At 71.4% G+C, this 12461-nt stretch carries 12 protein-coding genes; 5 read left to right on the top strand and 7 right to left on the bottom strand.

What is annotated here, in order from left to right:
* The first annotated feature begins 30 nt into the window (after positions 1–30).
* From EFL26_RS12425 to EFL26_RS12410, 4 genes are all read left to right on the top strand, one after another.
* Complete coding sequence (locus EFL26_RS12425; protein ID WP_123223180.1) at positions 31–498, top strand: DUF4334 domain-containing protein; 468 nt, start codon at positions 31–33, stop codon at positions 496–498.
* Positions 495–1586 carry an NAD(P)-dependent alcohol dehydrogenase gene (locus tag EFL26_RS12420; RefSeq protein WP_123223179.1) on the top strand — a complete coding sequence of 364 codons (1092 nt, stop codon included), beginning with the start codon at positions 495–497 and terminating at the stop codon, positions 1584–1586. The genes EFL26_RS12425 and EFL26_RS12420 overlap by 4 nt, the downstream gene beginning before the upstream one ends.
* Positions 1587–1708: 122 nt before the next feature.
* Positions 1709–2860, top strand: a complete 1152-nt coding sequence (locus tag EFL26_RS12415) for an acyl-CoA dehydrogenase family protein (RefSeq protein WP_123223178.1) — start codon at positions 1709–1711, stop codon at positions 2858–2860.
* A 10-nt stretch (positions 2861–2870) separates the two neighbouring features.
* Positions 2871–3926, top strand: a complete 1056-nt coding sequence (locus EFL26_RS12410; protein WP_123223177.1) for an acyl-CoA dehydrogenase family protein — start codon at positions 2871–2873, stop codon at positions 3924–3926.
* 198 nt (positions 3927–4124) lie between these two features.
* Here the strand turns inward: EFL26_RS12410 and EFL26_RS12405 are convergent, their stop codons facing one another.
* Positions 4125–4346 carry a hypothetical protein gene (locus EFL26_RS12405; protein ID WP_123223176.1) on the bottom strand — a complete coding sequence of 74 codons (222 nt, stop codon included), beginning with the start codon at positions 4344–4346 and terminating at the stop codon, positions 4125–4127.
* Positions 4347–4424: 78 nt separating this feature from the next.
* Here EFL26_RS12405 and valS point away from each other — a divergent pair, with 78 nt between their 5' ends.
* Entirely contained in the window at positions 4425–7037 is a 2613-nt protein-coding gene (valS, locus tag EFL26_RS12400) for a valine--tRNA ligase (protein WP_123223175.1), read from the top strand.
* 59 nt (positions 7038–7096) lie between these two features.
* Here the strand turns inward: valS and EFL26_RS23880 are convergent, their stop codons facing one another.
* The 6 genes from EFL26_RS23880 to EFL26_RS12370 all read right to left on the bottom strand — a co-directional run bounded on the left by EFL26_RS23880 (position 7097) and on the right by EFL26_RS12370 (position 12444).
* Complete coding sequence (locus EFL26_RS23880; RefSeq protein WP_148046699.1) at positions 7097–7663, bottom strand: hypothetical protein; 567 nt, start codon at positions 7661–7663, stop codon at positions 7097–7099.
* A 269-nt stretch (positions 7664–7932) separates the two neighbouring features.
* Complete coding sequence (clpX, locus tag EFL26_RS12390; RefSeq protein ID WP_123223173.1) at positions 7933–9216, bottom strand: ATP-dependent Clp protease ATP-binding subunit ClpX; 1284 nt, start codon at positions 9214–9216, stop codon at positions 7933–7935.
* Between the two features lie 157 nt (positions 9217–9373).
* Entirely contained in the window at positions 9374–9979 is a 606-nt protein-coding gene (locus tag EFL26_RS12385; protein WP_123223172.1) for an ATP-dependent Clp protease proteolytic subunit, read from the bottom strand.
* A gap of 3 nt (positions 9980–9982) precedes the next feature.
* Entirely contained in the window at positions 9983–10588 is a 606-nt protein-coding gene (locus tag EFL26_RS12380) for an ATP-dependent Clp protease proteolytic subunit (protein ID WP_183408208.1), read from the bottom strand.
* 141 nt (positions 10589–10729) lie between these two features.
* Positions 10730–11197 carry an SRPBCC family protein gene (locus EFL26_RS12375; RefSeq protein ID WP_148046698.1) on the bottom strand — a complete coding sequence of 156 codons (468 nt, stop codon included), beginning with the start codon at positions 11195–11197 and terminating at the stop codon, positions 10730–10732.
* Entirely contained in the window at positions 11194–12444 is a 1251-nt protein-coding gene (locus EFL26_RS12370; RefSeq protein ID WP_148046697.1) for an alpha/beta hydrolase, read from the bottom strand. The genes EFL26_RS12375 and EFL26_RS12370 overlap by 4 nt, the downstream gene beginning before the upstream one ends.
* Positions 12445–12461: the final 17 nt, after the last annotated feature.

Raw genomic sequence — 12461 nt, 5'->3', positions numbered from 1 at the left:
ACCTAGAACGTGTTCCACTAGGGTGGGCGGGTGAGCCTCCGCGCCCGCTTCGACGCCCTCGCCGCCGCCCCCGGGCCCGCGCCCGCCGACCTCGACGCGCTCTGGTCGGACCTCGCACCGGTCCGGGTCGAGGAGATGCTCGGCAGCTGGCACGGCGGCGACTTCGACACCGGCCATCCCGCGAGCGCGCTGCTCGGGAAGATCGGCTGGCACGGCAAGCGGTTCGACTCGCCGCTCGAGGCGCACCCGCTGATCTGCCGGGGACAGGACGGCGTTCTCTACGCGAACACCGCGGCCGCCGGGGGTGGCAGCGCCTCGCTGTGGGACGTCCGGTTCCGCGGCGAGGTCACCGCGACGTTGGTCTACGACGCGATGGCGGTGCTCGACCACTTCAAGGCCGTCGACGGGCAGACGGTGATGGGCATCATGAACGGCAAGCTCGAGCCGGTGTTCGGGACGGCTGACCCCTACTACTTCTGGCTGGAGCGTGAGGCATGAGGACAACCGTCGCCGTCGTCAACGAGCAGGGTGGCTCCTTCTCCGTCGAGGAGGTCGACCTGGAGGGGCCCCGGGCCGACGAGGTGCTGGTGCGGATCGTGGCCACCGGCCTGTGCCACACCGACATCACGATGAAGGGGTTCCTGCCCCCGGAGATGTTCCCCAACGTGTTCGGCCACGAGGGCGCCGGCGTCGTGGAGGAGGTGGGCGCGGACGTCACCGGCATCGAGGTCGGCGACCACGTGGTGCTGAGCTTCCGCTCCTGCCGCACCTGCGCGTCCTGCACGAGGGGCCACGTCGGCTACTGCGAGTCCTCGCTGCTGATCAACTACATGGGCATGCGCATGGACGGGTCGACCACCTACACCCGCGACGGCGCACCGGTGTTCGGGTCGTTCTTCGGCCAGTCCAGCCTCTCCCGGCACGCGATCGCGTACGCCGACAACTGCGTCGTGGTCGACCGGTCACTCGACCTGACCCGGCTCGCGCCCTACGGCTGCGGGTTCCAGACCGGCGCGGGCACGGTGCTCAACGTGCTCCAGCCGACGAGCGCGGACAGCCTGGTCGTCTACGGCGTCGGCGCGGTGGGCCTGGCGGCGCTGGCCGCGGCGCAGCACGCCGGGGTCGGCACGCTCGTCGCCGTCGACCCGCTGGCGAGCCGGCGCGAGATCGCCGGCCGGTACGGCGCGACCGGGCTCGACCCGACCGAGGCGACCCCGGTCCTCGACCGGGTCCGCGAGCTGACCGGCGGTGGCGCGTCGTACGCGATCGACACGACGGCGATCCCGGCGGTCGTGAAGCAGGCCCAGCAGTCGCTCGCGCCGCGGGGCACGCTGGTCGCCCTCGGCCTCGGCGCCGAGGAGTACCCCATCGACGCGATCGACCTGCTCCAGAACGGCAAGGTCGTGCGGTCCTCGGTCGAGGGCGACGCCGACCCGCAGGAGATGGTGCCGCGGCTGATCGCGATGAACGCGGCCGGGCAGTTCGACGTCGACGACCTGGTCACCACCTACCCGTTCACCGAGATCAACACCGCGGTCGAGGAGGTCCTGGCCGGCAAGGTGGTCAAGCCCGTCCTGGTCTGGTGAGGTTTCGGAACCGGTGGTCGAGCCGGTCGAAACCCCGGTGGTCGAGCCTGCCGAAACCCCGGTGGTCGAGCCTGCCGAAACCCGCCGGTGCGCCGTGGGCAACTGGTGAGTAACCTCGCGGCATGAGGCTGCGACTCACCGAGGAGGAGGCCGCGTTCCGCGAGGAGATGCGGGCCTTCTTCACCACCGAGATCCCCCAGCACGTCCGGGACACCGTGGCCACCGGCCACCACGTCGGCAAGGACGACTACGTCGAGACCATGCGGGTCATGAACGCCGCCGGGCTCGCCGTACCGAACTGGCCCGTGGAGTGGGGCGGCCGGGACTGGACTCCCCTGCAGCGGCACATCTGGCACGAGGAGATGCAGCTGGCCTGCGTGCCACCGCCGCTGGCGTTCAACGCGAACATGGTCGGTCCGGTGATCGCGAACTTCGGCTCCCAGGAGCAGAAGGAGCGGTTCCTGCCGCCGACGGCCAACCTGGACATCTGGTGGGCGCAGGGGTTCTCGGAGCCGAACGCCGGCTCCGACCTCGCCTCGTTGACCACGCGGGCCGTCCGCGACGGCGACGACTGGATCGTCAACGGCCAGAAGACCTGGACGACGCTCGGCCAGCACGCCGACTGGATCTTCTGCCTGGCCCGCACCGACCCGGAGGCCGAGCGCAAGCAGCAGGGCATCTCGTTCCTCCTCTTCCCGATGGACTCCCCCGGCGTCACGCTGCGCCCGATCGAGCTGATCGACGGCAGCTTCGAGGTCAACGAGGTGTTCTTCGACGACGTGCGCGTCCCTGGCGATCTGCTCGTCGGCGAGGTCAACCAGGGCTGGAGCTACGCCAAGTTCCTGCTCGGCAACGAGCGCGTCGGCGTCGCCCCGGTCGGGGCCACGAAGCGGGCGCTGGCCCGGCTGAAGGAGATCGCGCAGGAGTCCGGCGCGCTCGACGACGAGCTGACCGCGGCGCGGTTCGTCGAGCTGGAGAACGAGCTGCTCGCCCTGGAGCTCACCGCGCTCCGGGTCGTCGCGCACTCCTCCGACGGCAAGCCCCACCCCGCCTCGTCGGTCCTGAAGCTCAAGGGCACCGAGCTGCAGCAGGCGGTCTCCGAGCTGGCCGTCGACCTCGCCGGGCCGCTCTCGCTGGCCAGTGGCTCGGACACGGTGCCGGAGTGGGCGGCGCTGAGCGCACCGACGTACCTGAACCTGCGCAAGGCCTCGATCTACGGCGGCTCGAACGAGATCCAGCGCCAGATCATCGCCGGCACCATCCTCGGACTGTAGGGAGAAGGACATGGACTTCACGCTGGACGAGGAGCAGGAGGCCCTGCGCGACGCGGTCCGCGGGCTGCTCAAGGGCTACGACCCTGCGGTCGACGCCGAGCGCCGCCGGCACGTGACCGGGGAGGATCCCGGGTTCGACGAGGGGCTCTGGGGCCGGCTCGCGGAGATGGGCGTGCTCGGCCTGCCGTTCGCCGAGGCCGACGGCGGGATGGACGCCGGGCCGGTCGAGGTCGCGGTGGTCTGCGAGGAGATCGGACGCGTCCTGGCGCCCGAGCCGTACGTCGCGTCGGTGGTCCTGGCCGGCGGCCTGGTCGCCGCGCTGGGCAGCGACGAGCAACGTGCCGAGCTGCTCGGAGGTCTGGCGTCGGGCGAGCGCCTCCTCGCGTACGCCGAGGGCGAGGTCGCCGAGCCGGTCGTGCAGGGCGCCCGCGCGGACACGATCGTCTGGAACGTCGGCGGCGAGGTGCTCGTCGGCCCGCGCCCCGACGGCGTCACGGCGTACCGCACGCACGACGGCGGCCGTGCGGCCCGTCTCGAGCTCGACCGCGGCGCGGTGACGCCGCTCGGAGCCGGCGGCGACGCGACCGACGTCGTCGCGCTGGTGAAGGCGCAGGCCCAGATCGCGGCCTGCCACGAGGCGCTCGGGGCGATGGACACCGCGCTGCGGATGACCACGGCGTACCTGACCACGCGCAAGCAGTTCGGCGTGACCCTGAACCGCTTCCAGGCGCTCACCTTCCGGGCCGCGGACCTCTACACCGCCCTCGAGCTCACGCGGAGCATCGTCACGTGGGCAACCCTGGTCGCCGCCGAGAGCGACGACCCCGTCGCGGTGCGCCACGCCGCGGCGCGGGCCAAGCTGCAGACCGCGCGCGCCGGGCGCCTGATCGGGCAGGAGGCGATCCAGCTGCACGGCGGCATCGGGATGACCGCGGAGTACGCCGTGGGCCACTACGCCTCGCGCCTGACCGCCCTGAACCACTGGCTCGGCGACGCCCGCGAGCAGGTCGCCCTGCTCTCGGCCGGCCTGACCGACCACACCGTGCTCGACCCGCTCGACGCCTGAGCGAAGGACGTCGAGCGGGCACTGAAGCTGCTCCCGGGTACGCCGAGCGGGCACTGAAGCTGCTCCCGGGTACGCCGAGCGGGCACTCCTACTGCGCGGAAGTACGCCGAACGGGCCATCGAGCTGCTCCCCTGCAAGCAGCCGCGTCGCCCGCTCACCACACTCTCGCGCAGCCGCACCACCCGCTCGCCGAGACGACTACGCCAGCACCAGGTTCGCCCGCTCGACCACGGGCCGGTCGCCGTCACGGACCACCAGCCACCAGCGCGGGACGTCCCCGCCGACCGCCTCCGGATCGGCGACGAGCCGGGCCGTCACGCTGGCCACGACGGTCGACTCCACCGGGCTCGCGGCGAGCAGCGCACCGGCCGCGTCGAGGAACGCCTCGGGGTCGTCGAGGAACTCCAGGTCGACGGTCATGTGCCGGAGGTTAGCCACCGGGGTCCATGCGGAGAACGCGTTTTCGCCGCCGCAGCGGCCGCCCGTAACATTTCGGCCATGACCGAGACCCAGCGCCCTTCGGGCCAGTCCTTGTCCACGGCGACCGCAGCACGCGCGGTCGTCGTACCGGACAAGCCGGCGCTGGAGGGCCTGGAGGCCACCTGGGCCGAGCGCTGGAAGGCGGAGGAGACCTACGCGTTCGACCGCAGCCAGCCGCGGGAGAACGTGTACTCCATCGACACTCCCCCGCCGACGGTGTCGGGGAGCCTGCACGTCGGGCACGTCTTCTCCTACACGCACACCGACCTGATCGCCCGCTACCAGCGGATGACCGGCAAGTCGGTGTTCTACCCGATGGGCTGGGACGACAACGGCCTGCCCACCGAGCGCCGGGTGCAGAACTACTTCGGCGTCCGCTGCGACCCCTCGCTGCCCTACGACGCCGACTTCACCCCGCCGGAGAAGCCGGACCCGAAGCGGCAGGTGCCGATCAGCCGGCGCAACTTCGTCGAGCTCTGCGAGCGCCTCGTCGAGCAGGACGAGCAGGTCTTCGAGTCGCTGTGGCGCACCCTCGGCCTGTCCGTCGACTGGTCGCAGACCTACACCACGATCGGCCGGGACGCGCAGACCGTGTCCCAGCGGGCCTTCCTGCGCAACTTCGCCCGCGGCGAGGCCTATCTGCAGGAGTCGCCCACGCTGTGGGACGTCACCTACCAGACCGCGGTGGCGCAGGCCGAGCTCGAGGCCCGCGAGTACGCCGGGGCCTACCACCGCGTCGCCTTCCACGGGGCCGACGGTCCGATCTACATAGAGACGACCCGTCCCGAGCTGATCCCGGCGGTCGTGGCGCTGATCGCCCATCCGGACGACGAGCGCTACCAGGCGCTGTTCGGCACCACGGTGACCTCGCCGGTCTTCGGCGTGGAGATCCCGGTCCTGGCCCACGAGGCCGCCGAGCCCGACAAGGGTGCCGGCATCGCGATGTGCTGCACCTTCGGCGACCTGACCGACGTGCAGTGGTGGCGCGAGCTGCAGCTGCCGGTGCGCACCGTGATCGGTCGCGACGGCCGGCTGCACCGCGAGACGCCGGAGTGGCTGGCGCACGAGCCGGCCGCCTCGGCGTACGCCGACCTGGCCGGCAAGACCACGTTCAGCGCCCGCGAGGCGATGGTCGAGAAGCTCCGCGCGAGCGGCGACCTCGACGGCGAGCCGAAGCCGACCCAGCGGATGACCAACTTCTACGAGCGGGGCGAGAAGCCGCTCGAGATCGTCTCCACGCGGCAGTGGTACATCCGCAACGGCGGCCGCGACACCGACCTGCGCAAGGAGCTGATCGAGCGCGGGTCGGAGATCGACTGGACCCCGGAGTACATGCAGCACCGCTACACCAACTGGGTCGACGGGCTCAACGGTGACTGGCTGATCTCGCGCCAGCGGTTCTTCGGCATCCCCTTCCCGGTCTGGTACCCGCTCGACGACGAGGGCGAGCCCGACTACGAGCACCCCCTCCTCCCGACCGAGGCAGAGCTGCCGATCGACCCCTCGTCCCAGGCGCCGTCCGGGTACGACGAGTCGCAGCGCGGCAAGCCCGGTGGTTTCATCGGCGACCCCGACGTGATGGACACCTGGGCGACGTCCTCACTCACCCCGCAGATCGCCACCGGCTGGGAGCGCGACCAGGACCTGTTCGAGCGGACGTTCCCGATGGACCTGCGACCGCAGGCGCACGACATCATCCGCACCTGGCTGTTCGCGACGGTGGTCCGCGCCCACCACGAGAACGGCGTCGTGCCCTGGTCGCACGCCGCGATCTCCGGGTTCGTCGTCGACCCCGACCGCAAGAAGATGTCGAAGTCCAAGGGCAACGTCGTCGTGCCGAACGAGATCCTCGAGAAGTTCGGCGCCGACGCGGTCCGCTGGCGTGCGGCGATGTCCCGGCCCGGCCTGGACTCACCGTTCGACGAGACCCAGATGAAGGTCGGTCGCCGGCTGGCGATGAAGGTGCTCAACGCCTCCCGCTTCGTCCTCGACGGCGTCGGCGCCACCCGCCCGGACCCGCAGGCGATCACGGAGCCGGTCGACCGCGCCCTGGTCACCCGCCTCCTCGGCGTCGTCGACGAGGCGACCCAGGCCTTCGACGCCTACGACTACACCACCGCCCTGGAGCGGATCGAGAAGTCGTTCTGGGAGTTCTGCGACGACTACCTCGAGCTGGTCAAGGAGCGCGCGTACGACGAGCAGGGCGGACCGGCCACCGAGTCGGCCAAGGCGACGCTCGCGGTCGCGCTGCACGTCCAGCTCCGGCTCCTCGCACCGTTCCTGCCGTACGTGACCGAGGAGGTCTGGTCGTGGTGGCAGGAGGGATCGGTGCACCACGCCGCCTGGCCGACGGCCGGTGAGCTCGCGGCGGCCGAGGCCGGTGACGGCGCGATCCTGGAGGCCGTGGCAGCCGCCCTGGCCGGCATCCGCGGCGCCAAGTCGCAGGCGAAGGTGTCGATGCGTGCCGAGGTCGCGCGGGCCGAGGTCGTCGGGCCGGCCGCCCTGGTCGCCGCCGCCGAGGCGGCCGCGGACGACCTCCGCAAGGTCGGCAAGATCACGGGCGAGCTGGTCTTCACGGCGCAGCCCGACGCCACCGAGCTGACCGTCGTCGCCGAGCTCGCCGAGGAGTAGCCGGCCGGGCCCCGCCGGCGCGCGGCCCCGAGCAGGCTGCCCGAGCAGCTGCCCGTGGCTCAGTGCCCGGCGGAGTTCCCCGGCCCGCCGGACCCCTGTCCCGGCGTGCCCTGGTGTCCCTTGCCCGGCGAGGTGCTGGTCGGGCTGGTCGTCGCCGTGGCCGTGACGGTGGTCGACCCGGTGCCGGACCCGTGGTGGTGCCTCCGGTCCGGCCGTGGCGCCGGCGAGGTGGTTGCGGACGCCGACGCTGTCGTCAGCGGCGTGCCGGCGCTGCTCGAGGCGGACTTCTTCTTCCGTGCCGTCGGGGCGGAGACGGAGGCATGGTCCGCCGACGCCGACGCCGACGCCGATGCCGAGGCCGAGGCGGCCTCCCGGGCGGCGTACTCGACCGCGGCGGCGGAGAGCGCGCCCACGCGCGACGCGCCGGTGGACTGGGCGCCGGGGACCGAACGCAGCTGACCACCGAGGACGAGCTCGGGCGACCCGCTGCGGCTCACCGGGGAGGGTGACCCCGCGCGCACCGTCACCGCGGAGCCGCCGTCGCGCAGGCCGAGGCCGGTGATCAACGCGGCCACGGCCGCGAGCACCCAGAACGCCAGCATCGGCCGCGCGTGGTTCGCGTTCACAGTTGACTCTCTCCCGAGTTGCAGAGCCTGGACGCGCCGGCTCGTGGGCGTTCTCCCTCGTCCACCTCACAGGCTAGGGGCCTCGTGAACGCGTGCACATGACCCGATCGGGCCATGCAGCGGAGAGATCAACCAGCGATCGAGGCCGCTGGCGCGTACGTCGCCTCTGCGCGCCCGTCACCAGGTTTCGGCACGCTCGGTCGCGACCTCGTGCCTCGGTCGCGCTCGCTGCTCACCACCATCGATCCGATCCGCTGACGCGGCTCGGATCAGGCGGACTTCTTCTTCTTCGCCTCGGGCTCGCGCGGGATCAGCGTCGGGTTGACGTTGTCGGAGACGACCTCACCGGTGACGACGACCTTCGCGACGTCCTCGCGGGACGGCACGTCGTACATCACGTTGAGGAGGACCTCCTCGATGATCGCCCGCAGGCCGCGGGCGCCCGTGCCCCGCTCCATCGCCTTCTCGGCGATCGCGGCGATCGCGTCGTCGGTGAACTCCAGCTCGACGCCGTCGAGCTCGAACAGCTTCTGGTACTGCTTGATCAGCGCGTTGCGGGGCTCGGTGAGGATCTGGGTCAGCGCCTCGCGGTCGAGCTTGTTCACGTGGGCGATCAGCGGCAGCCGGCCGATGAACTCGGGGATCAACCCGAACTTGACGAGGTCCTCGGGACGCACCTGGGCGAACATCTCGTCCGCCTCGGCCTCCTTGGTCAGCCGCATCTCCGCGGTGAAGCCGAGCGTCTTCTTCCCGACCCGCTGCTCGACGATGTGCTCGAGCCCGGCGAACGCGCCGCCCACGACGAACAGGATGTTGGTCGTGTCGATCTGGATGAACTCCTGGTGCGGGTGCTTCCGCCCGCCCTGCGGGGGCACCGACGCGGTCGTGCCCTCGAGGATCTTCAGCAGCGCCTGCTGCACGCCCTCGCCGGAGACGTCGCGGGTGATCGAGGGGTTCTCGGCCTTGCGGGCCACCTTGTCGATCTCGTCGATGTAGATGATCCCGGTCTCGGCCTTCTTCACGTCGTAGTCGGCCGCCTGGATCAGCTTGAGCAGGATGTTCTCGACGTCCTCGCCGACGTAGCCGGCCTCGGTGAGCGCGGTCGCGTCGGCGATCGCGAACGGGACGTTGAGCATCCGGGCGAGGGTCTGGGCCAGGTAGGTCTTCCCGCAGCCGGTCGGGCCGATCACCAGGATGTTGGACTTGGCCACCTCGACGGCGTCGTCCTTGTTGCTCTTGGCGGCCGCGCTGGAGACGCCGGCCTGGACACGCTTGTAGTGGTTGTAGACCGCAACCGCGAGGGACTTCTTCGCGGTCTCCTGGCCGATCACGTAGGAGTTCAGAAACTCGAAGATCTCCCGCGGCTTCGGCAGCTCCTCGAGGCCGACCTCAGCGGTCTCGCTGAGCTCCTCCTCGATGATCTCGTTGCACAGGTCGATGCACTCGTCGCAGATGTACACGCCGGGGCCGGCGATCAGCTTCTTGACCTGCTTCTGGCTCTTTCCGCAGAACGAGCACTTGAGCAGGTCTCCACCGTCACCTATGCGTGCCACGGGCGACGTCTCCCCTCATCCGTGCCGACCGGACGTCGGCGTCAGTTCACTGCACCATCAGGACCCGCAGGCCACTGCGCTGGCGTCGTGCGCTCCTCCGACCGTACCCCGTTCGGGCGCGGTTTGGGGCCGGACACGACACAAACGCGGCACGCCCTCAGACGAGGGCCGCGGCCTTCCGGGACTCCAGGATCGAGTCGATCAGGCCGTAGTCGACCGCTCCCTGAGCGGTCAGGATCTTGTCGCGCTCGATGTCGAGGCTGACCTCCTCCTGCGTCTTCCCGGAGTGCTCGGCGATCATCACCTCGAGCAGCTCACGCATCCGCAGGATCTCGTTGGCCTGGATCTCGATGTCCGAGGACTGGCCGTAGGTGCCCTCGGTGTACGGCTGGTGGATCAGGATCCGGCTGTTCGGCAGCGCCATCCGCTTCCCCGGCGTGCCGGCCGCCAGCAGGATCGCCGCCGCCGAGGCCGCCTGGCCCAGGCACACGGTCTGCACGTCCGGCTGGATGAACCGCATGGTGTCGTAGATCGCGGTCATCGCCGTGAACGAGCCACCCGGGCTGTTGATGTAGATGCTGATGTCCCGGTCGGGGTCCATCGACTCGAGGCACAGCAGCTGGGCCATGACCGCGTTGGCGATGTCGTCGCTGATCGGGGTGCCGAGGAAGATGATCCGGTCCTCGAAGAGCTTGGCGTACGGGTCGATGCGCCGGAAGCCGTACGACGTCCGCTCTTCCCACTGGGGGATGTAGTAGTTCATGTCTCAGTCCTTGTTCCGGGCCGGACGGCCCTCGTCGGCGGCCTGGAGGGCGCTGGTGATCACGTGGTCGATGAAGCCGTACTCCTTGGCCTCCGGTGCGGTGAACCAGCGGTCGCGATCGGCGTCGCGCTCGACCTGGTCGAGCTCCTGCCCGGTGTGCTGCGCGATCAGCTCGAACAGCACCTGCTTGATGTGCAGCGACTGCTGCGCCTGGATCTTGATGTCGGAGGCCGAGCCGCCCATGCCGCCCGAGGGCTGGTGCATCATGATCCGGGCGTGCGGGAGGGCGTAGCGCTTGCCCTTCGCGCCGGCGCAGAGCAGGAACTGGCCCATCGAGGCCGCCAGGCCCATGCCGACGGTGGCGACGTCGTTGGGGATGTAGTTCATCGTGTCGTAGATCGCCATGCCCGAGTCGACCGAGCCGCCGGGGCTGTTGATGTGGAGGAAGATGTCCGCCTCAGGGTCCTCCGCGGAGAGCAGCAGGAGCTGCGCGCAGATCGCGTTGGCGTTCTGGTCGCGGACCTCGGAGCCGAGGAAGATGATCCGCTCACGGAGCAGCCGCTGGTAGATGTGGTCGTCGAGGCCGTTCATGCCGGCCCCGCCGTTCATCTGGGGGCCCGTCGCGGAGGGCGCTGTCGTCAGGGAGATCTGGTTCACGCACCTGACCCTAGACGTACCCGCCCGCAAATCCACGGGCAAAGGGTCGATGTTCGCCCACAGCGGATTCGGTACTGGACCACCCGATCCGGCTCAGCGCTCGAGCGCCGCCTTGAGCCGGGCGAGCGTCTGCGCCATGCCCTGCTCGAGCTCGTCGGCGTGGCCGTCCGAGCCGCCGAGGAAGAGCGGGGCGAAGACGCGGCTCACGAGCGTGATCCGCTTCGGAACCGGCCGACGGTGCACCACCCGGGTGCCGACGCCCTCCGGGCTCAGCTCGTAGATCCAGCGGGCGCCGCTGGACCGGGTGTCCCAGGCGAGCGTGCGCTCCGGCTCCAGGGCGGCCACCACGCTGCGGGTCGGCCACACGACCGCCTTGCGACGGTTGACGCCGACGTACTGCTGGCCGAGCCGGAGCCCACCGGACCGCAGCGGGACCATCCGGAGCAGCTCGGGGCTCCACTCGGGCATCCGGCGCAGGTCCGCGAGCGCGGCCCACACGGTCGCCGGCGGCGCGGCGATCGTGGTCTCGGCCCGCAGCTCGCGCGCTGCCGCCGCGCTCATGCCGGCCTCCCCGAGGACGTGCGGGCACTCGCGTGGGCCAGCCACCCGCGGAGGGCCTCGTAGACCGCGTCGTGGTTGAGCAGGTCGAAGTGGTCGGCGGACGGCACGTGGAGGACGTCCGCGCCGGGGAAGATCTCCTCGCCGGTGGGCAGCAGGCCGGCCGCGGACCGGAACGGCACGAGGAGGTCGCCGACGGTCGAGGCCAGCGGGTGCCGGGACGAGCGGGTGAGCGTCGCCGCGACCAGGTGGTAGCGCGCGTGCGGCACGTGCGCGACCTCGTCGGCCGGCCCGTCGTGCAGGTCCAGGACCCCCGCGGAGCGTTGCTCGAACACGCGCGCGAACGGGGTCAGCTCGGGCACCTTGTTGGCCAGCCGCACGCCGCGCGCGATGCTCCTCTCCACCGGAGAGCCCAGGTGGGGCGCGCCGAGCAGCACCACGTCGGTGACGTGCTCGGTCCAGTCGCGGTCGGCCGCCGTGCTGACCGCGCAGGCGCTGCGGACGATCAGCCCGCCCATCGAGTGGCCGACCAGCGCGATCCGGCGCACCTCGGTCGGCCAGGCCTCGACGAGTCGGGTGAGCAGGGAGCTCAGGGCCACCCCGGACTCAGCGATCGGCAGGCCGGTGTTCGCCCGCACGTAGACCGGGGACCAACCCTCGTCGGCCGCGAGCCGGGCGCCGTACGACGGGTGCGTGCGGCCGTCCGCCGGGCGGGGCCGGCTGCGCCGGTCCCAGTAGTGCTCGGTCTCGCACAGCCCGTGCACGAAGACCACGAGCGCGTCCGAGGCCTCGGGGAAGGCCGCGGCCAGCGAGCCCGGGTCGAGGGGCACGTCGCGCCCCCGGTGCCGCACACCCGCCTCGATGGCGAGCAGCGACCCCTCGGCGACGAGCCGGTCGCCGATCAGGCCGTTGACCGCCGAGACCACGAAGCGGCCGCGCGGGGAGTCCTCGATCGGGCCGCCGAGACCGAGGCGGTCCGCGGCCCGCAGGCCCCGGGTCGCCGCCTTCAGGCCGAGCCCGACCCCGCCGTACACGACGCGCGAGATGCCGTCGTGGGCCCGGTGGCTGATCGTGGGGCCGCCGGCGACGCGGTCCAGCACGCCGTGCACGCGGCCGGCCACCGAGCCGTGGATGTCGCGAGCGGCCGAGAGCACCAGGCTCTCCGCGTGCTCCGTGGCGAGCGCGGCGGCCTCGAGCACCCCCGCGCGGTCACGGCGGCTCCGGGGGCTCGGACGCGTGGTCTGCGACATGGCCGGAAGTCAACGCA

The organism is Nocardioides pocheonensis (genome assembly GCF_003725535.1).
In the GTDB taxonomy this organism is placed as follows: Bacteria; Actinomycetota; Actinomycetes; order Propionibacteriales; family Nocardioidaceae; genus Marmoricola; species Marmoricola pocheonensis.
This window is presented reverse-complemented; position numbering and strand designations above follow the sequence as displayed.